Genomic DNA, 23,683 nt, shown 5'->3' on the forward strand with positions numbered 1-23,683 from the left:
TCAACCCAAGCAAGCGCAGAAAGGGTAAAACCATGCCACAGGACAATCAAAAAATTGCATTAGTGACTGGATCGAGCCGAGGGTTAGGTAAAAACACCACATTGACCCTGGCCCGGAAAGGCGTCGATGTGATCGTGACATATCACAGCAATGAGGCTAAAGCCAACGCAGTTGTCTCTGACATTAAGGAGATGGGGCGTGAGGCAGTTGCCCTGCAACTGGATAGTTCGAATACCCAAATGTTTGAAGATTTCGTCGGACAGGTAAAGCAATCTTTGCAACATACCTGGCAAACGGATCGCTTTGATTTCCTGGTCAATAATGCAGGGTTTGGATTCAATCAGCCATTTACTGAGATCACTGAAGATGGCTTTGATCGCCTGTTCAACATTCACGTCAAAGGTGTTTTCTTCCTCACGCAGAAACTCTTGCCCTTGATCAAAGATGGCGGACACATCGTGAATCTTTCGTCAGGGCTAGCAAGGTTCAGCTTGCCAGGGTACTCGGCCTATGCCAGCGCGAAAGGGGCGATTGAGGTATTAACCCGATATCTAGCAAAGGAGTTAGGTAACAGACAAATCCGGGTAAATGTTGTGGCCCCTGGCGCGATCGAGACGGATTTTGGTGGGGGTGTCGTCCGCGACAATAAGGAACTCAATAATTTCATTGCATCCCAAACGGCCCTTGGACGGGTGGGGGTACCCGATGATATTGGCGGTGCGATCGCATCTTTACTCTCTGAGGACAACCGCTGGATTAACGGGCAAAGAATCGAAGTCTCTGGCGGCATGTTTCTGTAATGCAAATCAGTTTTAGCCACACCTATCCAAACAGCCCAAAACCGGAAAACGATCCAAAACCGGACTGAACCTTCCGTTCGATCGCTGATCGCATTTCGGTCCCTCAATTCCCTCCCAACTCAAATTTCATGGAGAAAACAATGACACAAGTATGGTTCATCACAGGCAGCTCACGCGGCTTGGGTCGCGATCTTGTTGAAGCGGCATTGGCTGCTGGGCATTCGGTTGTAGCGACCGCCCGGAAACCCGAACAGCTTGACGATCTGGCTGGAAAACATGGCGACCGCCTGCTGCCTTTGGCATTGGATGTCAACGATGCCGACGCTGTGCAAGCCGCCATCGACAAAGCTACAGACCGCTTCGGGCGTATCGATGTTGTTGTGAACAACGCAGGCTACGGAAACACGGCATCTGTTGAAGACATCACCCTCAAAGATTTCGAAGAACAAATGCAGACCAACTTCTTTGGTGTGGTCTATGTCTGCAAAGCCATTACCCCTCTTATGCGCAAGCAAGGCTCGGGCGTGATCTTCCAGATTGCATCTGTAGGAGCACGCATGGCCTCGCCTGGATTGACAGCATATCAGGCCGCGAAGTTCGCGGTGCGCGGTTTCTCTCTCGGTTTTGCACAGGAAGTCGCCCCGTTTGGCATCAAGATATCCACCATTGAACCGGGTGCAATGCGTACTGATTGGGCTGGATCTTCAATGGAAATACCGGCCATCAGCGAACCTTATCAGCAAACCGTCGGAGTCTGCGCGGACATGCTGCGCCAGATGTCGGGCACGCAGCCGATTGACCCGGTCAAAGTCGCAAATGTGCTTGTTGATCTGGCCGGGTGTGAGGATATCCCGAACGAACTACTGATCGGCACGGATGCGGTCGAATATGCCGGTGCTTTCGCGCAAGCCCTCGCTGAGACCGACGCCCAATGGCGCGATGTATCGACCTCAGTGAACTACGACGAGGTCACTTAGGCATTTCCCCCTTTCAAACCGAATAAAACAAGAGAGCACCATGACCATACGCCCATTTCTTGGTAACCACATCGCAGTTGCACTGACCGCGCTGACCCTTTCCTGGTCCGCGCTCCCGGTCTATGCTGAAGACACCGTCAGCAGGACGGGATGCCCCGAAGACGCGACGGATTGCGTCGAACATGAAAACATCACCCTGATCCGTGACTTCGTGGCCGAAGTCGTCAATGGTGGCAATATCGATGCCATTCCGGACTACTGGCATGACGACATGGTTTGGCGCGGCGGTAGCCTTGGAGAGTATCATGGCATCGAAGCTTATATGGACTTCGTGCGTGCAACCGCTGGAACCGCCTTCACGGACATGTATCTGGAGATCGACGAGATCCATGCGATTGGCGATGATCTTGTGATCGACCGGTTTACCAACAGCGGAATGAATTCTGCATCCTTCATGAGCTATGAGACTACCAACCGGCGCGCGCAGTGGGACGGAATGGCCTTCTACCGTATTCGCGACGGCAAAATCACCGAGGCATGGTTCGCCGAGGATATCCTCAGCATCTTCTTCCAGTTGGAACTTCTGGAACAGTGATAGCCCATTGTCTGGTGGCGAAGTGACTTAGCCCTTCGCCACCAGACAAAAGTCGATTGCCAGCCGGATGGCATGCGACATCGCCAAATTTTCAAGCTGTCCGGAGCCTGCATCAAAGGCTGGCTATGGCATTCACTATGCTACACAATATTACGCTTCTAAGTATGCTGTTGTCGGACTGACTAAAGCGGGTGCTGTAGAATACACTAAACAAGGCATCAGCATTGTCCGACCGACCGCTAGCGTATTCTGAAGAGAATCATCGAATCGCTACCAATTGATTAGGCAACTCATGACTTTCGCATAATAACTAGGGGAATCAGAAACAAGATACAAGCAAAGAGAAAAAATAAACTACCCAAGAGACTTAATACATCTCCCACCCTGATACTTGCCGCCATAAAAAAGCTTGCCGATAGGATAAATAAAGCCCATCCCCAAAGCTGAAATTTCAGTTCGATCTTCTGAACGCGATTATTATGCTGTGACATTTACAGATAATCCCAAAAACTGCTAATACTCATCCATAAACCGTTGCTTTCCAATGCTCCATACTGAACTGAAAAGTAGAGAATAGACTTAATCGGAAATAAAGGCATTCGCTAGCATGCCAATGGTATCGGGCTCCCATGGTCCCAGCTACTGTTGTGTTCGTCTTTGGTCAACAGCAGCCTCAGAAAACTTCATCAAAAAAATCAATCATAGATTTCCATGAACGTCGAGCCGCTGCTTCATGATACTGCAGGCCATTCTCTGGCATATTTGCACCCTCAAACGTAAACGCGTGTACTGCGCCACCATGAATGTGCGCCTGCCAATCAGCCTTACGTTCGTCCATCTCATGGGCAAATGCCAGGTAATCATCGGTGGGTACTAACGGATCAGCCCAACCATGTTCGATAAGAATACTTGCCTTCATTGGCTTCGTATTCTTCAGGTTATTTCCAGTGAGTCCGCCGTGAAAACTAACAACACCCTGAAGGGCATCTGGCACTGACCTCGCCAAGTCGAGTACACACAAGCCGCCGAAACAATACCCTATGGCACCAATTCGGGTAGTATCCACCGTCTCTATCTCTCTAATAGCCGCATAACCAGCCTGTAAGCGATCTCGCAAAACACCTCGATCCTCAAGCAGGGGAGTCATTAAGTGCGAGTTGTCACCCGTGGGATCACCGCGCATACCCTTACCGTACACATCGACGGCAACGGCGACATATCCCAGTTGTGCTACACGTTGGGTGATATTCTCCATAGGCTCGTTCAAACCATCCCATGCATGGGCTACAAAAATGGCCGGCAGAGCCTTCGTCCCGCGTTCTGGTTGGGCAACGTACAGATCGAATTCCATTCCATGTAACTCGTATGTTGCTGCATTTGTTGATATTGAGTTCACTGTAGGCTCCCAAAAGTAACGCTACGAGCGTAGAGCCTTTAGAGTTGAATGTATTGAACGTTTGCGACATCTATAGGTAGAACGCTGAAAATCCCTTGGGTCAGGTACAGTTGAATTAGTTCAATCCCTAGAGTACACTCATCAAAAACTTTCTCTATAGCGTTTGAGTAAACTGAAAGTTCACCTCAGGTTTTTTACCTGAAATGATATTTGCGATCGCTTTCCCAGAACCGCAAGCATGGGTCCACCCCAGGGTGCCATGACCTGTATTGACAAATAAATTAGAGTAACGAGTTTTTCCAATATAGGGCACATTAGAGGGCGTTGAGGGGCGTAAGCCAGTCCAGAACTTGGCCAGCTTTGGATTAGTGGCCCCCGGAAATAGCTCCATCACCCGATCAACAATGGCATTGCAACGGGCTGCATTCAACGCTAACCCATAGCCATTCAACTCTGCTGTGCCAGCCACCCGTAGCCGATTGCCCAGTCGAGAGAAAACCACCTTATACTCATCATCCGTAAGACTGGTGGTGTAGGCCAAATCCTCACATTCCACTGGAAATGTGGCTGAATACCCCTTAACTGGGTAAATTTTCAAATTAATACCCAACGGCTTAACTAGTTGTGGACTGTAGCTACCCAGACAGACTACGCAAGCATCTGGATTAAGGGTGGCGCGACTGCCATCTGCCTGGGAAATTTGCAATCCATCCACCTTCTCACCAAGTGTTTCCAGCAGATGCACCTGGGTATTCCACAAGAATTTAACCCCTCTCTGCTCACATAGTCGAGCTAAGTTTTGCGTAAACCGATGGGCATCTCCAGACTCGTCAGCGTCGGTATAGGTTGCCCCCACAATTCTGTCCTGAACAGTTTTAAGTGCTGGCTCAATACGAACAGCATCCTCCGCTGTCACCACCTGACGATCACAGCCAAAGTCTTGCATAATCTTGGTCGACTTAATGGCCGCATTAAACTCTCGCTGGCTAGTATAAAAGTGCAGAATGCCCTTCGTGAGATGATCGTAAGTGATGCCTGTTTCTGAGCGCAGGGCTTGCAAAGCGCTACGGCTAAATGTGCCCAGATTCAACAGCTGGATCAAATTATGACGGGCTCGGGAGTGCACACATTCCTGCAAGAACTGCCATCCCCAACACCATTGGCCCACATCGGCCCGTAACCGAAACAACAAGGGAGCATCCTCACGGCCAATCCACTTGAGAATTTTCTCGGGTGTACCTGGATTTGCCCAAGGTTCAGCATGGGAAACGGAGATTTGTCCACCATTGGCAAAACTAGTCTCCAAAGCGGCGGCTGGCTGCCGCTCGATAACCGTAACGTCAAACCCTGCATTATGGAGAAACCATGCCGTAGTCACCCCAACAACACCAGCCCCTAAGACACAAACTTCCATGGGAAACCTCTCGGCAAATCGCCGCAAAAAGACAGCATTCGATAACGCCCCTCTCTGTCCTTTTACCTGAGAGATTCACAGAGTAGGCCTAAAACTAGGACTACTCTGTTTGCCCCTTCGGTGGCTGCCTAAAACAGCACTCTCCAGATTTTCCTACAGTTCAGCAGTAAATCGACCTGAGCGTTTTTGGGAATGCGCCTTCGGTGTCAGTGCAGGGGATAAACCCTACCAAGACTCTCCTGCATGAACCTGAATATGTATACACTACCAATAAATTTTAACTTAGCTTGATAGCGATCTGAAACTTAGCACTACTTTAGAATAGAATATAAAGGGGAGTATTCGTTATTTCGGATCGGAATTTCGGATCGGAGAATAGACGCTAATTCACTAGAGTCTAAGTGCGCCTGCATCAAAAATATCGGGAGCTATGCAATTCCATGGCCATCAACAGCACATAGGGGACTGCACAAAAATAAAGGCCCTGGTTGGGGCTGTAGATGGGCAGATGAGTAATGGAGTAGCGCCAGTGCCCTACAACCCTCCAAATCCCTAGCACTATTCCCAGATTAGTTAAAGCCCAAAACTCATGGCACCGAGCAGGCAGATAGCTGAACTATTTCCTTCATTGCTAAGTAACCTGTTTCGGCCCCATGTCTCTTAGCCGCAGAAAAATCTTTGCTCTTAAAATTTTTGCCACGCAACGCCGGGTCAGGAATAATACCAGCAGGAACAGTTTCAGAACAATTTAGCATTACCTCAGCTGTATTGATGTAACAATCGAAACTGCTCATATAAAGGTATGCCTTTAAATCCCATAAAGTTTTAAATCTGAAAGGATCAACAACACGTTCGGCACGAATAATTGCCCCTGTATCCACTTGTGCATCAATATAGTGAATGGTAAACCCCGCAGCTTGCCGAAATGCCACAATATCTTGTGTTGCAGCTATATTTTCAATTGTGTAAATACCTCTTGCATAGGGCAACACAGCAGTGTGACTATTCACCAAACACCCAGCCAGTGTATCGACCCACTGTGGTTTGAAAAGTTGCCCGATACAGCTAAACAGCCAAGGTAATGACCCTGTTTGGGTAATTGACTGTAGCCATTGTCGAGCAGTTTCGCTGTTTACATCATCATCAAGAAAGATTGTGTCTGGATGATGGCTAACTGCATCAGAACACAGGCCATATGTGTTTACTATAGCCTGTATTGTTGCTTGTTCTGCTTCACTGATTTTTGGATACAGTTCTATCAGCTCCTTCCACTGATCTGCTGAGAGTTTATGTTGTCCTGCATATCGCGCATGAAACGCATGGCGTGCTTGTAGTATAGATACATCTGGACGTTTTTCCCTGACCACAACACCGCGAAATTCAGGATGTTTCTCAAATTGTGTCCACCAGCGGCTGGTTAAGTAACTACATAAAATACTTGCATCAGTCAGCAAATAAAAACCCATTTTTTGCATCTATATTGTTCTGATTCTCGATATATCTCAATGATACTTATGAGAAATCATACTCATCTATATTGGTATAATACAAGGTTACTTCTTCACCTGATGCAATATCTTTAATACTCGTGAGATGTGACCATAGGCCAATTTCATCGGTTACCCACTCAACTTTTGAATTTGGAGTGCTGTCATGATTGCATAGCGAAGCAAGACCAAAAACAAAATACCCATCAACCTCATGATTGCATTGATAGGCTTCTGGTTGAACAAAGTAATATTTGGCAATTTGAGTTGTATCAATGATTTTACGTTCTGTTGATGGAAATGAGGCAACGGGAGCAATTTCAAGCACGGTGTTAGCAGCAATGGCTTTTGTAGTAACCACACCGCGCCCTTTAATGGCAATAGATTCTATAGCTAATAGATTTGTGCAGGTCATTGTCTAGGCCCCATATTGCTTGACTTTTCTTATAATGTCCCAACCTATTTTTTGTAGAAGACTTACATCTCAGATTTAGAGAATAGAAACGCACTAAATGTTAATAGAAATCTCGCAAGTCCCCAAGCGAGCTCAAGTTCACCCGATAACTATTAGACATTATCGGAACTAGAGAAAGGCATCTACAGCTTTGCTCTGCCCTCTTCGTCTACCCCGCTATAGCGTAACATCCGTACGTAACTCTAAATGAACGTTGTGAAGTCCGCAAGCTGTTTGCATCACATCAGCCACAAATGCCTCAACCCGATTACGGATTTTTTGCACCAAAATCTGACAGCGTTTGATGCCACCACTCTGATGTTCAACCTCGACCCGAAGGCTGGATATCCCTCGATTGATTACTTTTTAAGTCTAATATTGCAGCCTGGAATTATCCTTACTTTGTGAGTTCAAATGTGTTTATTCCAGCACTACTGATGGGGAATGCAGTAGTGTATAAACCGTCAGATCTTGTTGTGATGATACGAGGCGCGATCGCAACCTTTCTTCATGAATTAGGTATCTTCTCAAGCAGAATGGTGTGAAAAAACGCTGCAATATATTGCGGCAATTAATGCGTTTGTGGAAGTGGGTTTGCGAGCCAGTTGGGACAAGGCTGGGGAGGAACCTGAAGAACCGGGCCGTGAGCATTTGGCGAATGCCGTCATTGAGGCTATACGCCAGGCCAATCAGACAGGTGATTGGGTAGGACTGAGGGAGCAATGGCCACCAGCGCATCAACCGTTTATCCATTTGTTACAGGAGAATCACCCAGATGACGAGTTATCTCTGGACTTAAGTATGGAGCATGGGACGCTATCTAAAGATGGTCACTTGATTGCCGTGGGTGCGCAAAACAGTTGTCACTTAGTTTTTGACGGACATTCCGCAGGTTAGTCAGCAAATCAAATAATATTTCTGGCAGGGCGCGCCAAGAAATCTGAGGATATTCAGCCGTTCAGGTGAGAGGTTGGAAACCTGAGGTTGCTCATTGAGCCAAGCCAGGTGAATTGCCTGAAACTTCTGAAAAATCCACCGTAAGGACGGCGTTTGAGTCGGTCGCTTGCGTTGGTCGAGAAGGGTTTCATTCGCCTGATCCAAGGCGTGTCTCACCTGCCGTTGAGCTAAAGTGTACACCATCAGGGACAATCCCATGATGGTCGCCAAAGCTACAATGCGTTCAGGTGTTTTGAGAAAAACACTGGAGGTAAAAAACAAGGGATCCTTGAGCATACCGAAGCCTTGTTCAGAGACCGATTGCCCTTTGTAATCGGAGAGAATGATTTCGTCAGTCAAGGTGTCATCATCGATGACATTGGTCGCCAAAATGAAGCGTCCTGCCTTTCGCTTTGCCTGATGAATAGCAGCGTCATCGGCGACGATTTGAGCGGTAATTCGATAGGTGGTGTGGGTAGGTGTCGCCCCTGTTTTCGGGCGTCCTGACTGGGCATAGTGGTGCTGTTCGACCACGTCTAACTGGCTCAAACAGTGATAGGGCCAGCGGGTCGCTAGGGCCTCGGCCTGGCGGCGAGCATCGGCGGCACAATTAAACTCAATGGTCTGTTGACGACGCAGTTGTTTTGTTGCCTTGACGAGGTGTTTGGCAACCTGTTTATCCACCTGTTGGCAATCCGTCTCGACCCGTGTCTGATTCTCGACCACGACCCACCCTTGTCGAATTCCCCCATAGGTTGTGCACACACGAGCCAATCGATAGCCGTCCCGTTCACTTGCCACAAAGGCCTCTGGATCGATCTCAGTAACCACCGATTGGGCGGCGGATAGCGTTAACGGGACACGGGTAATCCAACGCAGTGCCCCCAAAATGGCTAAGTTATCGGCACTGTATAAGGCACTGTCAGCCACCAAGATTCCCTCGACACTCCAGTGCTCTGCAAACGTCTTTAATCGGTCTGCAAACACCGCTTTGTCGGATTGATTGCCACTGGCGACCTCAAACGCTAAGGGGACTCCCCCATCATTCGTACAGATTGTCTCCACTACAAACTGTTTTAAGTCAGGTCGGTGGTCTTTCGAATACCCATGGGTGATTTCAATGCAACCCGGCTCTTTGTTCGCGCTTTCATACGCCCCATGCACACTCAGGCTACTACTATCAAGATGATAACGACGGCTATCTAAGCCAAAGGCTTGATAGGCTGCCATCGAGACGACACTGAACAATTTGCTGGGTCCATAGGCCCACACTTTGTCGAGTAATCGACCCAAGTAATCATCATTCAGATGGGAGGGCGCAATCCCCTCGCCAAGCAGATGCTCCGTTGCTTTGCCCACAAAAAATTCTTCATACAGATACAACGGTGCACTCACAAAGCCTAATCCATTCAGAATCATGGCTTTGATCCCTTGTCCCGGACTCACCTTTTGCTGCACATGGGTCCCTAGACAACCATTCACCAGCGCTTCGAGTCCGATTTGGTCTACAATCCCTGCAATGATGCCTAAGTGATCAATATCCTCGACACGCATCTTCTTTAAGCGGCTCTGCAAAAACGTTACCGCTTAAATTACCTGATTTTCAAACCTAACCTGCGGAATGCGCGTTTTGATGCTCAGCTGAACCTGATCAGTGAGATTGGTCCCCACAGTGAATATCCACACTATGCTCTGTTCAGTGCAGATGGGCGTATGGTGGCATTCAATGCTTGTCATTTCTATAACGGCACAACAATCGGTATACTTACCGATGCCTTAAAAGGGATGAAGACTGACTTCTATGAGGAAGATAATCGCATTGCTCAACTAGAGGATGGAGCCAGAGTATATGCTGGAGTGAGTCACCAGGATGAGTTTATTGTGGGTGATGCCTCTGGCTATATCCGAGCATTTAGCATTGCTGGAGACTTTCGATGGCAGCTATTTATTGGCTCTGCTATTAGTAGTATGGACTTATCCTCGGATGGCAAAACTCTTGTTGTTTCTACCTATGCCGGGTTTCTCTCGATTATTCAGTTAGGTGCAGGTACCCCAGCACCTAACTGAATTGGCACCAATCACCATTTAGAGTCACGTCGATGGCTCTTTTGGAAAAATGAACCGATGCCATTAATTTGGTGAGCGATGTGAGCTTAGGCCCTATGCCGCAACCATCACAGGAAACGCTTCTTGTACGGCTGGGTGAACAATTTTGCCATTAGCAACATTCAATCCCTGGGCCAAAGCCGCATCTTTTAATAAAGCATCCTGGCCATGGTCAGCTAGTTTGAGAATGTAGGGTAAGGTGCTATTGTTCAATGCCTGGGTAGCTGTCCATGGTGCTGCTCCTGGCATATTAGGCACACCAAAGTGCACAACACCTGACTCAATATAGGTGGGTTGGGTGTGTGAGGTAGGTCGCAATGTCTCAATGCACCCCCCTTGATCAACAGCCACGTCGATTATGACTGAGCCGGGACGCATTTTAGAAACTAAGGCTTTGTCAACCAGGGTAGGGGCTTTGCGACCTGGGATTAAGACTGCACCAATCAATAAATCAGCCTCAGGAACAACACGCTCAATTTGAGCTGAGGTGCTATAAAGCAGCTCAACCCGTGACCCAAACAAGGTTTCCAGATAAGCAAGACGCTCAATGTTAATGTCTAAAATTTGCACTTGAGCCCCCATACCTACGGCAATGCGTGCAGCTTCCGTACCAACAATGCCTCCACCTAAAATCACCACACGTCCTGGCTGTACACCAGGAACACCCCCGAGGAGAACACCGCGACCACCCTGTTGTTTTTCTAAATATCGGGCTCCAAACTGAACGGCTAATCGCCCTGCAATAATGCTCATGGGTGTCAGCAGCGGTAGTTTGCTGTCGCTGGTCATGACGGTTTCGTATGCGATCGCACTCACCCCACTGGCCATCAATGCCTCAGTTAACTGAGGTTCTGCTGCCAAATGCAGATAGGTAAACAACAATAAATCATGCCGAAAGTAGCTATATTCAGAGGGCTGGGGTTCTTTAACCTTGACCACCATATCCTGAGACCAGGGGATAACAGCGTCAGCTACCAGGGTCGCCCCTGCGGCAGCATAATCCGCGTTTGTAAACCCAGCCCCATGTCCTGCATTTTCCTCAACGACGACTTGGTGTCCCCGTTGGCACAGGGCCTGTACACTCGCAGGTGTTAATCCAACTCGAAATTCTTGATCTTTAATCTCTTTGGGCAGTCCAATTCTCATAACAAACTAACCTCCTATCGGTTGGGGGGGTGTCCTAACGTTGTTGCTGTAATACTTTCTGAAATATAAGGTGGGGATGTGGGGAAAGCCACCTACTCTCATTTCAGTATTGACAGATTGAACGTTAGCATTAATCTTGATAATTGATCAATAGAATTTGTAGCCTGTTGATAACAAATGGTAAAAAAACTCAATAAGTAGATTTTTATACAAAAACTATGACGATCCCTTGCTAGAGTTATAATATTGAAGACTCGCTACATAGGCCTCAAAAGATGGTGGTGCTATTTATCTACTTTTCATCTCTAAGCCCGAGTCATGAGCCCTTTAATTTGAATCTCAAAGAAGGGAGGCTTCATAAGCACTTGCTCAAATGGAACGGCGTCGGTTCGCCCTACGCTGGAGTGTTTGTGTAAGCCTACATGACAGTTTAGATCCGCTGAGCTTAAAGCTGTTGGTCAATAATGACCAAACAGTGATTGCGTTTAACTCTAGGCTGAGCGTATTTCCAGCGGAAGCTGTGGAAAGTTTGAGGCGGCTAACAGTAAGCTTTTCAAACGGTTGGTGTTGGAGGCAGCACCTGTACAATATTTGTTCTCATCTGTTGATACTGACCATGTTTCCAGGTCATTTACCTGGGGCTTAGACCTCTCAATTCCAAAAATGTGGGGCAGATTGGGAAGGTTGACCTTTGCCAGCGCTAAGTATTCCTGGGTGGGGAGATACTTGGTGTTGGTCTTGGGATCGCTGCATGGTGTGGATCGGCGGTGGGGTTGATTCTTTTGCAGAAGAATATTCCCATAACAAGATAACCGGTAAAGAAGCCATCGGTGATCGAGGCCACCCTAGCCCCCCAGAATTGGGGGGATAAGATGACTAAACAACAGGCAATACCAGGAGTAATTATTCCCTATGGCACTATCTCTAACTGAGCAATGCGTTCTCATCACTGGCGCTAGCAGCGGTATCGGTACATCCTGTGCCCGATTATTTGCCCAGGCAGGTGCCCGCCTGATCCTGGCGGCTCGTCGTAAAGAGAAACTGCAAGCGCTTGCGGATGAATTACAAAAGCACTATCAGACCGAAACCCTTCTACTGTGCATAGATGTGCAAGATCGCCAGGCAGTCATGACTGCCATGGAAGGGCTGCCTGAAAAGTGGAAAACCATTGACATCTTGATTAACAATGCTGGTCTGAGCCGGGGGTTGGAAAAACAGTATGAATCCCCGATTCAAGATTGGGAGGAGATGATTGATACCAATATTAAAGGTCTGTTATACGTCACCCGTGCCGTCGTACCCAGCATGGTGACACGGGGCCAGGGACATGTGGTTAACATTGGCTCCATTGCAGCCCGGCAAACGTATATGGGTGGCAGCGTCTATTGTGCTACTAAAGCAGCAGTGAAGTCCTTATCAGAAGGGTTAAAAATAGACTTGTTAGGCACGCCTGTGCGGGTGACTAACATCGAGCCAGGGTTAGTGGAAACTGAGTTTAGTAATGTGCGGTTTCGAGGCGATGATGATAAGGCTAACTCGGTTTATACGGGAATGACGCCCCTCACCCCCGATGATATTGCCGACACAATTTTGTTTTCAGTCACTCGTCCCGCCCACGTCAATATCAGTGAAATCTTTGTCATGCCGACGGATCAGTCTTCGGTCACCCATGTTCATCGGAGTTCAGTATAACGATGGCATTGATCATTGTCATCACGGTGTTTGGAGCGGCCTTTATCCAGGGGATTTCGGGATTTGGGTTTGCATTGGTAGCTATGCCAATTTTGTCTGGCATAACCAGTATTCAGGCAGCAGCTCCCCTTGTTGCCCTCACCACATTAACGAACAATCTCATACTGTGTATCTATTACCGCCAATCGTTTGACCGTAAAGTGGTCACCCACTTGTTGTTGGGATCCGTCCTAGGGATTCCCATTGGCTTTCTAGCCTTGGATTACATTCCTCCAGGACTGATGTTGATTACCCTAGGGCTGATCATTGTTGCCTATGCTCTATATTCCTTAAGGAGTCCAGCGGTGCCTGTTTTGAAGTCTAAATTGTGGGCTTATGGGGCTGGATTCACATCAGGTATTTTGTTGGGCAGCTTTAATCTGCCAGGACCACCAGTCATTTTGTATGGCACGAGTCAACGCTGGTCTCCGGAAACATTCAAAGGCAACCTCACCAGTTTTTTCTGGGTGAGTGTGGCGATTGTTGTTGTAGGGCATGGCTTTCAAAATCGACTCTCGGCAGATATTATTCGTCAGTTTTTAATGGCTGTACCGAGTGTAATGCTGGGATTATTGTTAGGTGTCATACTTGCAAAGAAGTTTGACCCTAATGTTTTCCGAAAAATTATCACTATTTTATTAGCAATTATTGGAGTGCGGCTTATTCTCTCTGGCATCTATCTATAAATCCATAAAAGTATCAAAAGGGCAGCAAAGTTTTTCAGTCATTGTTCTTGCTGTCTATTTTTTGCTGTCATGAAATAGACATGTTTTCTTTAACGAGCATTGCTTTCGAATTGGTTTTTCTATTAAGAAAAACTTTATTGAATCGTGTGTAAATATACAGAAGAGAGCTTTTAAATACTTTTATTGTGTTGAAAACATCCCATGAATTCGCTTCACGATAAAAGTAACTTGGCTCTTGGAAAATGCTCTTTCGCTTTAAGGATCATTTTTAATGTTTGCTAGTTTGAGTCCAGAAAAGGCTGATTTAGGAACAATGGATGCTGAATCACTTTGGCATCCATTGGTGCAACACAAGTCATTTTCTCAGAAGCCTCCCAAGTGTATGACACGGGGTGTGGGGTGTTATGTGACTGATACAAATGGAATCGAATATTTCGACGGTATCTCTGGCTTATGGTGCGTCAATGTTGGCTATGGCCGTCAAGAGTTGGCGGAAGTTGCCTATGAGCAAATGGTCGATCTGGCCTATTTCCCGCTCACCATGAGCCATGAGCCGGGCATTCGTTTGGCTCATAAATTATTGGAGCTATTGGGTTACGAGGGTAAGGTGTTTTTCTCCACAAGTGGTTCAGAGGCCAATGAAACAGCCTTTAAGATTGCTCGTCAGTACCATGCTCAGACGGCTCCTGCTGGCTCAGGCCCACGCTACAAAATTATCTCTCGCTATCGAGGCTATCATGGTCACACCATGGGAGCGCTAAGCGCAACGGCACAGGCTGAACGTAAGCTCAAGTATGAGCCCTTAGTTCCTGGTTTTCTTCATGTAAGCCCACCTTACTACTATCGGTTTGGTGATGGACAGCCGGAAGATGTTTACAATGCCGCCTGCTTGCGAGAACTGGAACAGACAATTCTCTATGAAGGGGCTGAATCTGTTGCAGCAGTGATTGTGGAACCGATCATTTCTGGGGGTGGGGTGATTGTGCCGCCAGAAGGCTATTTGCGAGGTGTGCGAGAGATTTGCGATCGCACCGGCATCCTTCTCATCTACGACGAAGTCGTTAACGGCTTTGGTCGCACTGGAAAAATGTTTGGCCATCAACACTGGGGTGTGGAGCCAGACATTATCTCCTTTGCAAAAGGTCTTACTAGTGGCTATATGCCCCTTTCTGCCACAGTGGTAAAACAGTTTATCTTCGAAGCTTTCTTAGACGATCCTGGCAGTGATAGCCATTTTCGGCATGTTACTACCTATGGCGGCACCCCTGTCTGCACAGCAGTCAGTCTAAGAAGTATCGAAATCCTAGAAAGAGAAAACCTGTGTGAGCGTGCGGCTGAGATGGGTAATTATCTGCTTGAAAAGTTGCAACGGCTGTTAGAGCATCCCAATGTAGGTGACGTTAGAGGCAAAGGCTTGCTGCTGGGTGTGGAGCTAGTCAAAGATAAGGCCAGCAAAACACCTTTAGATAGCGATGCCGTTGCTTCGGTAACTAAATACTGCATGGACAAGCAGATGATTATTGGTCGAAACACGAACACAATTCCTGGTTTTACCAATGTGCTAATTCTGGCTCCACCGTTGGTGATGAGTCGAGAAGACGCCGATCGGCTAGCAGATACTCTCTGTGATGCTGTTTTTGCTTTATCCAGTTCCTGATGTTGTCTCACTAGATCCCTAAAGTCTCTAAATTAAGATGGTGTCACTAATCTAGTTCCTCTAGCTCATATTTTACTCCAGGCGGGGTAGCGATATCCTGCCTGGGACTTAAAGTCACAAGGCTGATCAAATTAAAACTCGCTAAAGGGGTTGAGCGATCGGTAAACGATCCATGTATAGAGCCCCATAGTCAGGTTGTCTGCTAAAGCAACAATTCTCAATTAGCATTGAATTCTGCACCCAATGCGGGTTCAAGGTATCCAACCAATCTCAATATAAGGTTTTAGCCAATGGATTGAACCCTCTTTATTAGCAGAGGAAAGATTGCAGCAATCTCATTGTAGCTCGATCAATCAAAATTTTCACTGAGTCCTCCTCAAAAAAGACGATGGGACAATCAGTATTCTCAATTATCTCTCTCGTTTGGAGTTAATACCATGAAAACACCACTGTTCAGATTGAAACACTATCTCTATGCCCTGGCATTTTTACTTATCTTTCTCCCCCAGGTTGCTTTTGCCCAGGACGATACTGCCTCCGTTGGTCTCTTAGGTTCCATTGAAGCTGGTGTTCAGGGTGTCGTAGATGTTCTCAACCTGATCTTTTACTTCAAGATTGGTGGCGAGAATGGTATGCCATTTATTGTTCTTTGGCTGGTGATTGGCGCTGTCTTTTTCACATTCCGGCTTAAATTCATCAATATTCGCGCCTTTAAACATGCCATTGATGTGGTGCGGGGCAAATACGACAGTGAGGAGGACGAAGGCGATGTTTCTCACTTCCAGGCCCTGGCAGCGGCGCTTTCAGGAACTGTAGGGATTGGTAATATCGCGGGGGTTGCGATCGCAATTCGTCTCGGTGGTCCAGGCGCTGCATTCTGGATGACCATGGCAGGCTTTCTAGGCATGTCGAGTAAATTTGCCGAATGTACCCTGGGTCAAAAGTATCGCGTCATCAAACCTGATGGCACCGTGGGTGGCGGTCCCATGTATTACCTATCTCGGGGATTGTCGGCCATGGGCATGGCCCCGGTGGGTAAAGCATTAGCAGTCATTTTTGCTGTTCTTTGTGCCATTGGTAGCTTGGGCATTGGCAACATGTTCCAGGCCAACCAGGCCTTTGCCGCTGTTTCTAATGTGTTGCCATTTCTAAACGGTTTTAGCTGGCTATTTGGTATTGTCTTAGCTCTGATTGTGGGTTTGGTTATCTTGGGAGGTATTGAACGGATTGGTGCTGTTGCCGGCGTTCTCGTGCCGTTTATGGCTGTGGTTTATGCCATCGCTTGTTTCTGGGTGATGTTAGTCAAACTCCCGGAGGTTCCCGGTGCCATTGGTACAATTATTGCGACAGCTTTTAGCCCAGAGGCAGTGGCAGGTGGAGCGATTGGTGCCCTGGTGATTGGCTTTCAGCGGGCAGCATTCTCCAATGAGGCAGGATTAGGTTCAGCGGCCATTGCCCACTCTGCTGCCAAGACAGATGAACCGATTAGAGAAGGGATTGTGGCTTTGCTAGAACCCTTTATCGACACCATGTTTATTTGTAATTTGACAGCATTGGTGATTGTTCTGACCGGAGTTTATGCCGATCCCACCGCTGCTGATCTCAATGGAGCCCAGCTGTCGGCAGCATCTTTCGAAACAGTTATTAGCTGGTTCCCCTATGTGATTGCCGTGGCTGGATTCTTGTTCGCCCTGTCAACCATGATTTCCTGGAGCTATTATGGACAACAGTCCTGGGCGTTTTTGTTTGGTGACAGCACTGTTAACATTTACAAGGGCATCTTTTTGTTCTGTGTCTTTGTCGGTGCAGTGGTTAACTTAGGTCCCGTGCTTGATTTTAGCGACATTATGGCCCTGGCAATGTCGCTGCCTAATCTGTTGGGTTGCTTCTTGATGTCTGGACTGATTGCTAGGGAGTTGAAGAGCTATATGGAGCGGCTCAATTCGGGAGAAATGCTACCCCAGACTCCAATTGCTCAGGAAACAGTCTTTAAATAAATGGAGGTAACTGAGATGAGTTGGCTTAAGCGAAAATCTGTTCTGATTCCCATAGACTTTTCTGACCTTTCTTATCAGGCACTAGGGCCTGCCAAAGAACTTGTGGACGATGGGTCATCTTTGAAACTGATTCATGTGCTTGCACCGTTGCACCCTGCCGATCCAGCGGCCATGTGGGACACAGTCAGTGATGAAGACCGCAAGCAAAAAGTCCAGGCCTTTGCCCATGAAAAGCTTAACGAAATGGGCTACGACAAGCTTCACATTGAGGTGGTCATTGGGGACACTACGTCAAAAATTGTGGACTATGCCCAAGAGATAGATGCGGACTTAATTGTCATGCCGTCCCATGGACGCAAAGGTGTCAGTCGTTTTTTGATTGGGTCGGTGGCTGAACAAGTGGTGCGATTATCTCATTGTCCAGTGTTGATTCTGAAGTAAACTTTTTGGCAACGTTAATTCAGCATGTGGGGTGAATCTCGTATGACTGGATGTTCGTAACAGAACATTTCGTAAGACGGTTAGCCCACTCAGCCGCCACAGTCGTAGCCCAGCGCGCGCGCGTACCCTTGCCAATGAGCATCGTAATAACGCTTCGCTTTGGGCCCCAACGCATGATAAGGTCTCTCGATAGCGAAGGCACCTGTCGAATGCTTCGGAAGTTTTTGCTTAAAGGCGGGTGACGCGGCTTTGAGGGCGCTCAGAAAACGTGGCTCGTTGCTGGCTTGACGGAGCAACCTGTCCAGAATCGACGGTCGTGCCGAACAGCGCAGGAAGCTAACAATTCTGGCGAAGTAAGCGTCCTCAGTCGAAGTGAAGATGTCCTCACAGCGAACTCGCATGAACCTCGAATCGGTCAGGTGTTCGAGAAGCGACACCTGGCGCTCATATAGCCAATCAAATTGCCTCATGATGGCGATATGCTGTTCGTCAAGAGATTCTGCGTCCCGGAGAACTTGCGTCAGAGTCTGTCCGCCGAGAGCTGCATGAGCTTTCTCTACCGCCCATGCTTCACCACCTCGCAAATGGTACTTCGCTGCGCTGAAGATAAAACTCGCCGGATCCCGCGTAAAAATTAAGAACCTCGCTGACTCGACACCCAGGAGGCCCGTTGCTTCGAGTGCCTCGGAACCGAAGTTGCGACAACGGATGTTCACCACGCTCCCAGGCCTGTCGTAGCCGCCTACACTGTCAGCCTTATCAGGCTGCACGCTCTTGACAAACCCAGTCTTTTTATCGATGCGATGGACATTTTGGATGTAGTTATTCCCACATTTATGAAACAGCAAGTAGCAATTGATCATCTTGTCCTCCTAAATGCGAACTAGGGTAGTGGTGGAGCGATGTAATTATCGCTTCCAGAAAGAAAGTGTAAGTTTGATTGTTCTGGTAGCGGACTTTCAATTGCCGTCCAACGATTGAGCTAAGCCGCTAACACTGCCGAGTACGCTGCCGTCGGCTAGCGGGGGTCGTCGGCTCCAGTGATTTACTATGTTGCACGCTTCAAGCAGGTTTCCCAAGCCCTAACAGGCATACCTTGCGTGCCGAAATAGCTATATATTCAGCATTAGATTTGGTAGATCAGGCCCATAATTCTGGATCTTATCCGCCACTTTCGTGGTGATAACACCTTGATTTACACAGCTTATATACAATGGCTCAATAGCTGCTTCAGGAAGGGTGCTAAATTCAAGTTGAGCAGGGTATGTCAGGGCATGCCGCCTCCCGTCAGCCCAGCAATGCTAATGCTTTCCAAGTGAATCGATGAGGATAAATGCTACAAGACTGTTCGCACGATGTGTTGGGCCGAGGGCATTTGCTGCACTTGAGTGTGGAGCAAAAAACATTACCAAGCGAGGGAGGCGTGTCACCTATAGGGTGACCTGGTATATCGGGTGCTTAAATTTCTCAGTCCCACTTCGGCGTCTTCCAAATTTGCAATGGGGCATCAAACCCTTCACCAATCACAAGATAACGACCATCAGGGGTAAATTGAACAATGCTGTAATCATAAGAACCAATATCAACTGATTGAGGCTTGCCTAAAACCTCTCCTGTTTTAGCATCCCACCATATCAGGTGCTTTTTCCGAGTGTGTAGAGCATCAACACGATCTTCGGACACAATAGTGGCGAGTAAATCACCATCATCACTGAGTGCAATATGAGAGATATGCTTATTTGCAGATAGGTCATATTGGGAAAATTCACGAATTTCTTTTCCTGACTGGGTATCAAATAAGCTGAGCTGATTTGTTTGGTTATCATAAAACACAAATCGTTCTCCAGTCCCAGTAAAGCTAATGCGACCTTCGCCTAACTCTAAAATAGGACGTTGCTGGCTGGTATCCCAAACAGTAATGTCATAGGGAACTAGCCTAGAAAATGAAGTAGTATCATTTCCTACCACAACTTCTCTATGTTTTTCACTAATGAGAATATTCTCTTTTGTGGTAAAGCTAGCAGCATCTGCCTCTAATGAAAAGAATCGGGTACCAGAATCCACATTCCAAATTTCAACCCTATTTTGCCTGTCAACAACAACATGTTGACTATCAGCACTAAATAGGTGGCTACTATGATGAACGTTACTAGATAACAAAGACCAGGAAACCCCTACCCAGAGATTATCGGATGAATCAATTGTTTCTTCATGGATCAATCGTTTATGTGACCTTAAATCCCAAACACTAGTGCTATGTAAGGGGTCCCCTTGATCCGTCTGAGTTACTGCATCTTCTACTAAGAAGGATTGATTTTCACTTAGTCCAAGACGCGAGTCACCAAAAGATGGGCTATGAGAAAATCCTCCTGCAGGTATAAAATCATCAACCGATGTAAATATCTGCCCATTAGTCGTATCAAAGATTGTTAGCCCCTGATAATTATGACCTGCTAATAGGTATTGATGTCGATCATAACTCATTGCAATATGGGATTCTTCTATAGGAATATCATCTACCAGATTGCCAGATTCAAGTTCCCAGACTTTGACATATAAACCTTCGATAGTTCCCGAAATAGCATACAACAATTTTCCATCTCTACTGATGATTGGTTGCCCTAGCTCTAAACCCTCGCTGTTAATAACAATATCTGCATCAGTCGACATCGACTTCCTCTCTTCCGAATTAAGCCAGCCTGTGATTTCATGTCGCTGAAAAGTACTTTCGAGTAGAGAAGGATAGTATATTACCACCGCCACCGCCCCAAAAAACGCTACTAGTAAGCCAAGTGAAATTGTTGTTATAAAGCTAAATGGATTAGCACTATTTCGAGTAACTTGCCTGTCGGTATTATTAGACTTAGGTAGTGTGTATTGATCGCTGGCATCTAATGAGAGTGTGTACTGATCGGCATCTAATAATTCAGACGATTGTGAGGGGACAGCGAGGGGACCTTCTTCCGGAGTTTTAGCAATCAATGGCTGAGGTGGTGGGGAAGCTTCTTTGTTCTTGAAACGATTAGAAGATCTTTTTTTCCTGCCATAGGGTGCTTTGGATTCGGGAGTCTTGAGGGTAGAATTAGGCAGTGTGTATTGATCGCTGGCATCTAATGAGAGTGTGTACTGATCGGTATCTAATAATTCAGACGATGGTGAGGGGACAGCGAGGGGACTTTCTTCCGGAGTTTTAGCAATAAACGGCTGAGGTGATGGGGAAGCTTCTTTGTTCTTGAAGCGATTAGAAGATCTTTTTCCCCTGCCATAGGGTGCTTTGGATTCGGGAGTCTTGAGGAATGATGCGGGACCTGATTGAGCATTCTCCCCATCGATAGATGTCTGAATTTCCTCAATGGTTTGATAACGATGATTTGTTGGCATGAGGATCATCTTATTTAGCAATTGAGCGAGTCTCGGGCTGACGGGCTGCTGTAAATAGTCTTGCCAAACCCATCTTCCCTCTCCAGTCTCATAGAGACTAAAAGGAGAAACAGCTGTCAGTAGGTGAATACAGGTAATCCCCAGACTATAAATATCACTGGCAAAAACAGCTTTTCCCCGCGCCTGCTCAGGGGCTGTATACTCAGCACTGCCAATGACTGTACCCGTTTGGGCCAGGGCTAAACCCGTGACATGTTTTGCTGCCCCCAGATCTACCAATACCAGGCTCTGGTCAGTGGCGCGACGAATGATATTGGCAGGCTTAATATCACGATGAATAATATTGTGATTGTGAATAAATTTTAACGTGGGCAATACCTGATTTAGGACATGCCAGATTTGCGCTTCAGAAAAGGTGCCTGTCTTTTGTAGCTCATGGGCTAAGTCTTGCCCCTCTATATAGTCCTGAATAAGATAAAGATGATTATCTTGCTCAAAGTAGTCTATGAGTCTGGGTATGTTCCCATGATGGCCTAGCTTCTTAAGTTGATTGGCTTCTTGATAAAAAAGCTTAGTAACTGTATCTGGATGCTTGCTTGACCTGAGCGCTGGGAAAAACTGTTTAATGACACATCGAGGTTTAGTGGGAAAGCCTTGGTCAATTGCTAAAAACGTTCTACCGAAACCACCCTGACCAATGGGTTTGATGGCAACATAACGAGCTCGAAGACCAATCACGAAACCACAGCTAGGACAGACTTTTATGTTAGGGTGATGCGTTTGTGGTGCAGAACACTGAGGATTCAAGCAATAAGCCATAGGAGTTCAGTCTTATAAAGCTTGGTCACAACTAGCTACAACAATAGCTGCAAATATTACGAACTGCAGGCTAGTGAATTGCCCAACAGTCCTTATGGTGCCCACCAATTTCCTATTCTCCAAACCAAACTATTACACTACCTTGGTTATAGCAAACGTCCTGATGCATATCGAGTGGGACAGTTGTATCTGATTCAATCTGTATTATACCCAAGTAACTAGTTTGATTGTCTTAGGATGCTATTCTCGATTGATTTTCAATCTAAATTCAAATCTTTACAATGCCGAGTTGGAGACATCGGTAGCGTGAACAAGGCTATTCAACAAACTTACCTGAATGCCACTCTTTTTTGTTAGGAATGTGAGTATGCTTGCAAAGGAGAGAGGATAAGGAAGAAAAAGGAAGAAAACAGAGCTCCATTAACCATGGTAAAGCGGTGCTCCTTATATTCTTAAGCTCGGGCATGAACAAAGGAATACCCTTTAAAGAATGGGCCATACCACTTAAAAAATCGTTAGGGTGATTGCTAGACTAGAATGTAGATTCAGTCTATGGTTCAGTGGTTTACTAAGGGGGAGAGACGGTATGGCAATACCCCATGGCAACTGGCGAGTGTTTATCTACCGACGTGTCACACTACCGGTACCTAGCCCTATCGAAAGGTCTGGACTGAGGGACTAGAGGCGCTATGACGATCAAGGGATCTCAAGGCAAGCCCGAGTCATGTGGCTTAAGCGGGAATATCCCTTTATAGCCACCAGCCCAGTGAGTTCGGAGACGTCAAAACCACTATATCCAAAAAGGAATAGGTTGACTTATTATGTCACTACTTCATTCGGTTTTCGAGCTGTTACAAAAAACATTGTGACATCATTCCAATACCCTTTTTTATCTGAAACTTTCTCTATTTCTGCGAAATACTCTTGCCTGCACTGTTCCAACTTTTTGTTAGACCATTCCACATCCTGAAGCCCAAATGCACTTCTGGCATTACCAGTCCAAACAGATTCTATATCTTGAAGGTAACGGCCAAACTGCTCAGTTATGAGCGAAATATCCCTAAAGCCGACCATTTCAAGCAGGTCACGACATCGTTCATGGGACCCAAGCAATTCATTCGGATTGGGAATATTGATGCCATATGAGCGAACTACCTGTCTGAATAAGACAGATGCACTAGGAGAAGATTCTGCCAGGCAAGAAAAAGCGACTATTCCTTGTGGTTGCAGCGCTCGATACCATCGATGAAGTACAGTTGGAATATCCGTCAAGTAAACAATTGCAGATGAGCACAAGATAGCGTCGTACCGCTTCTCTGGCAATGTTTGTTCATCCGCATCTACTTGTGCAAACTCAATATTTTTCAGTCCTAAAGTCTCAAGCTTTTGTTTCGCTTGGCGTAACATGCCAATAGAAAAGTCAGTTCCCAGAACATATCCTGTGGAGCCAACTATCTGAGCTGCGGCAATTGCCGCCAAGCCAGTTCCAGTGGCAACATCTAAAACATACTGACCTGGCCGTAATGTTGAAAGCTCTACCAATCGTGCAGCAGCCTGCCTATGAAATTCGTTCTCATAGTTTATGCGATTATTAAAGTCATTCAGGACTTGTTGCTTGTATGTATTGCTCGACGAGTCGGCCATATAATCCACTAATTAG

The 23,683-nt window shown here is 46.8% G+C and carries 21 protein-coding genes and 1 riboswitch; of the genes, 12 read left to right on the forward strand and 9 right to left on the reverse strand.

The genetic code is table 11. The features are described 5' to 3' along the window. Window positions 1–32: 32 nt before the first annotated feature. The 3 genes from U2F10_RS09775 (at window position 33) to U2F10_RS09785 (ending at window position 2,372) form a co-directional block, all read left to right on the forward strand. Window positions 33–800, forward strand: coding sequence for an SDR family NAD(P)-dependent oxidoreductase (locus tag U2F10_RS09775; protein ID WP_163669560.1), 768 nt, complete (start codon window positions 33–35; stop codon window positions 798–800). Window positions 801–940: 140 nt separating this feature from the next. Beyond that, complete coding sequence (locus U2F10_RS09780; protein WP_163669562.1) at window positions 941–1,777, forward strand: SDR family NAD(P)-dependent oxidoreductase; 837 nt, start codon at window positions 941–943, stop codon at window positions 1,775–1,777. Window positions 1,778–1,817: 40 nt separating this feature from the next. Continuing rightward, window positions 1,818–2,372 carry an ester cyclase gene (locus tag U2F10_RS09785; RefSeq protein WP_163669565.1) on the forward strand — a complete coding sequence of 185 codons (555 nt, stop codon included), beginning with the start codon at window positions 1,818–1,820 and terminating at the stop codon, window positions 2,370–2,372. Between the two features lie 673 nt (window positions 2,373–3,045). On the opposite strand, the gene U2F10_RS09790 is transcribed toward U2F10_RS09785, so the two are convergent. The 4 genes from U2F10_RS09790 to U2F10_RS09805 all read right to left on the reverse strand — a co-directional run bounded on the left by U2F10_RS09790 (window position 3,046) and on the right by U2F10_RS09805 (window position 7,084). Next, the gene (locus U2F10_RS09790; RefSeq protein WP_163669567.1) at window positions 3,046–3,723 is read right to left on the reverse strand and encodes a dienelactone hydrolase family protein; all 678 of its coding nucleotides are present in this window, start codon (window positions 3,721–3,723) and stop codon (window positions 3,046–3,048) included. A 199-nt stretch (window positions 3,724–3,922) separates the two neighbouring features. Continuing rightward, window positions 3,923–5,182, reverse strand: coding sequence for a D-amino acid dehydrogenase (locus tag U2F10_RS09795; RefSeq protein ID WP_499871880.1), 1,260 nt, complete (start codon window positions 5,180–5,182; stop codon window positions 3,923–3,925). 44 nt (window positions 5,183–5,226) lie between these two features. Next, window positions 5,227–5,339: riboswitch (glycine riboswitch) on the reverse strand. Between the two features lie 430 nt (window positions 5,340–5,769). Next, a complete protein-coding gene (locus tag U2F10_RS09800; protein ID WP_499871882.1) occupies window positions 5,770–6,657 on the reverse strand; it encodes a formyltransferase family protein in 888 nt (295 codons plus the stop codon). A gap of 37 nt (window positions 6,658–6,694) precedes the next feature. Further along, complete coding sequence (locus tag U2F10_RS09805; protein ID WP_163669572.1) at window positions 6,695–7,084, reverse strand: SET domain-containing protein-lysine N-methyltransferase; 390 nt, start codon at window positions 7,082–7,084, stop codon at window positions 6,695–6,697. Window positions 7,085–7,539: 455 nt separating this feature from the next. On the opposite strand from U2F10_RS09805, the gene U2F10_RS09810 reads away from it, so the two are divergent. Further along, complete coding sequence (locus U2F10_RS09810) at window positions 7,540–7,668, forward strand: hypothetical protein (RefSeq protein ID WP_431732036.1); 129 nt, start codon at window positions 7,540–7,542, stop codon at window positions 7,666–7,668. Between the two features lie 37 nt (window positions 7,669–7,705). Beyond that, window positions 7,706–8,020 carry a hypothetical protein gene (locus U2F10_RS09815; protein ID WP_499871884.1) on the forward strand — a complete coding sequence of 105 codons (315 nt, stop codon included), beginning with the start codon at window positions 7,706–7,708 and terminating at the stop codon, window positions 8,018–8,020. Here the strand turns inward: U2F10_RS09815 and U2F10_RS09820 are convergent, their stop codons facing one another. Continuing rightward, the gene (locus U2F10_RS09820; protein ID WP_499871633.1) at window positions 8,021–9,634 is read right to left on the reverse strand and encodes an IS1634 family transposase; all 1,614 of its coding nucleotides are present in this window, start codon (window positions 9,632–9,634) and stop codon (window positions 8,021–8,023) included. Window positions 9,635–9,772: 138 nt separating this feature from the next. Between U2F10_RS09820 and U2F10_RS09825 the strand changes: the two genes are divergently transcribed. Further along, window positions 9,773–10,126 (forward strand): hypothetical protein, encoded by a 354-nt coding sequence (locus U2F10_RS09825; RefSeq protein WP_499871885.1) that lies wholly within the window; start codon window positions 9,773–9,775, stop codon window positions 10,124–10,126. Window positions 10,127–10,219: 93 nt separating this feature from the next. Here the strand turns inward: U2F10_RS09825 and ald are convergent, their stop codons facing one another. Then, entirely contained in the window at window positions 10,220–11,311 is a 1,092-nt protein-coding gene (gene ald / locus U2F10_RS09830; protein ID WP_499871887.1) for an alanine dehydrogenase, read from the reverse strand. Between the two features lie 691 nt (window positions 11,312–12,002). Here ald and U2F10_RS09835 point away from each other — a divergent pair. The 6 genes from U2F10_RS09835 to U2F10_RS09860 all read left to right on the forward strand — a co-directional run bounded on the left by U2F10_RS09835 (window position 12,003) and on the right by U2F10_RS09860 (window position 17,823). Beyond that, a complete protein-coding gene (locus U2F10_RS09835; RefSeq protein ID WP_499871888.1) occupies window positions 12,003–12,182 on the forward strand; it encodes a hypothetical protein in 180 nt (59 codons plus the stop codon). Window positions 12,183–12,223: 41 nt separating this feature from the next. Next, window positions 12,224–13,003, forward strand: coding sequence for an SDR family oxidoreductase (locus U2F10_RS09840; RefSeq protein WP_499061325.1), 780 nt, complete (start codon window positions 12,224–12,226; stop codon window positions 13,001–13,003). Between the two features lie 2 nt (window positions 13,004–13,005). Continuing rightward, window positions 13,006–13,728, forward strand: coding sequence for a sulfite exporter TauE/SafE family protein (locus U2F10_RS09845; protein WP_499061324.1), 723 nt, complete (start codon window positions 13,006–13,008; stop codon window positions 13,726–13,728). Window positions 13,729–13,999: 271 nt separating this feature from the next. Further along, window positions 14,000–15,385, forward strand: coding sequence for an aminotransferase (locus U2F10_RS09850; protein ID WP_499871890.1), 1,386 nt, complete (start codon window positions 14,000–14,002; stop codon window positions 15,383–15,385). A 437-nt stretch (window positions 15,386–15,822) separates the two neighbouring features. Continuing rightward, window positions 15,823–17,382 (forward strand): alanine/glycine:cation symporter family protein, encoded by a 1,560-nt coding sequence (locus U2F10_RS09855; RefSeq protein WP_499866497.1) that lies wholly within the window; start codon window positions 15,823–15,825, stop codon window positions 17,380–17,382. Window positions 17,383–17,397: 15 nt separating this feature from the next. Further along, entirely contained in the window at window positions 17,398–17,823 is a 426-nt protein-coding gene (locus U2F10_RS09860; RefSeq protein ID WP_163669584.1) for a universal stress protein, read from the forward strand. 89 nt (window positions 17,824–17,912) lie between these two features. Here the strand turns inward: U2F10_RS09860 and U2F10_RS09865 are convergent, their stop codons facing one another. From U2F10_RS09865 to U2F10_RS09875, 3 genes are all read right to left on the reverse strand, one after another. Continuing rightward, entirely contained in the window at window positions 17,913–18,686 is a 774-nt protein-coding gene (locus U2F10_RS09865) for a hypothetical protein (protein WP_499871891.1), read from the reverse strand. Window positions 18,687–19,290: 604 nt separating this feature from the next. Beyond that, on the reverse strand, window positions 19,291–21,942 hold the full coding sequence (locus tag U2F10_RS09870; RefSeq protein ID WP_499871893.1) for a protein kinase domain-containing protein: 2,652 nt from the start codon (window positions 21,940–21,942) through the stop codon (window positions 19,291–19,293). A 900-nt stretch (window positions 21,943–22,842) separates the two neighbouring features. After that, window positions 22,843–23,667, reverse strand: a complete 825-nt coding sequence (locus U2F10_RS09875; protein ID WP_163671817.1) for a class I SAM-dependent methyltransferase — start codon at window positions 23,665–23,667, stop codon at window positions 22,843–22,845. Window positions 23,668–23,683 lie beyond the last annotated feature (16 nt).

It is taken from the genome of Leptothoe sp. EHU-05/26/07-4, from assembly GCF_043421015.1.
Classification (GTDB): Bacteria; Cyanobacteriota; Cyanobacteriia; order Phormidesmidales; family Phormidesmidaceae; genus Leptothoe; species Leptothoe turfae.

Coding starts and splice junctions, on each gene's coding strand:
- U2F10_RS09855 (WP_499866497.1), top strand. CDS start 15,823: ATGAAAACACCACTGTTCAGATTGAAACACTATCTCTATGCCCTGGCA.
- U2F10_RS09800 (WP_499871882.1), bottom strand. CDS start 6,657: ATGCAAAAAATGGGTTTTTATTTGCTGACTGATGCAAGTATTTTATGT.
- U2F10_RS09775 (WP_163669560.1), top strand. CDS start 33: ATGCCACAGGACAATCAAAAAATTGCATTAGTGACTGGATCGAGCCGA.
- U2F10_RS09875 (WP_163671817.1), bottom strand. CDS start 23,667: ATGGCCGACTCGTCGAGCAATACATACAAGCAACAAGTCCTGAATGAC.
- U2F10_RS09850 (WP_499871890.1), top strand. CDS start 14,000: ATGTTTGCTAGTTTGAGTCCAGAAAAGGCTGATTTAGGAACAATGGAT.
- U2F10_RS09840 (WP_499061325.1), top strand. CDS start 12,224: ATGGCACTATCTCTAACTGAGCAATGCGTTCTCATCACTGGCGCTAGC.
- U2F10_RS09790 (WP_163669567.1), bottom strand. CDS start 3,723: ATGGAATTCGATCTGTACGTTGCCCAACCAGAACGCGGGACGAAGGCT.
- U2F10_RS09805 (WP_163669572.1), bottom strand. CDS start 7,084: ATGACCTGCACAAATCTATTAGCTATAGAATCTATTGCCATTAAAGGG.
- U2F10_RS09825 (WP_499871885.1), top strand. CDS start 9,773: ATGGTGGCATTCAATGCTTGTCATTTCTATAACGGCACAACAATCGGT.
- U2F10_RS09780 (WP_163669562.1), top strand. CDS start 941: ATGACACAAGTATGGTTCATCACAGGCAGCTCACGCGGCTTGGGTCGC.
- U2F10_RS09845 (WP_499061324.1), top strand. CDS start 13,006: ATGGCATTGATCATTGTCATCACGGTGTTTGGAGCGGCCTTTATCCAG.
- ald (WP_499871887.1), bottom strand. CDS start 11,311: ATGAGAATTGGACTGCCCAAAGAGATTAAAGATCAAGAATTTCGAGTT.
- U2F10_RS09785 (WP_163669565.1), top strand. CDS start 1,818: ATGACCATACGCCCATTTCTTGGTAACCACATCGCAGTTGCACTGACC.
- U2F10_RS09795 (WP_499871880.1), bottom strand. CDS start 5,182: ATGGAAGTTTGTGTCTTAGGGGCTGGTGTTGTTGGGGTGACTACGGCA.
- U2F10_RS09860 (WP_163669584.1), top strand. CDS start 17,398: ATGAGTTGGCTTAAGCGAAAATCTGTTCTGATTCCCATAGACTTTTCT.
- U2F10_RS09865 (WP_499871891.1), bottom strand. CDS start 18,686: ATGATCAATTGCTACTTGCTGTTTCATAAATGTGGGAATAACTACATC.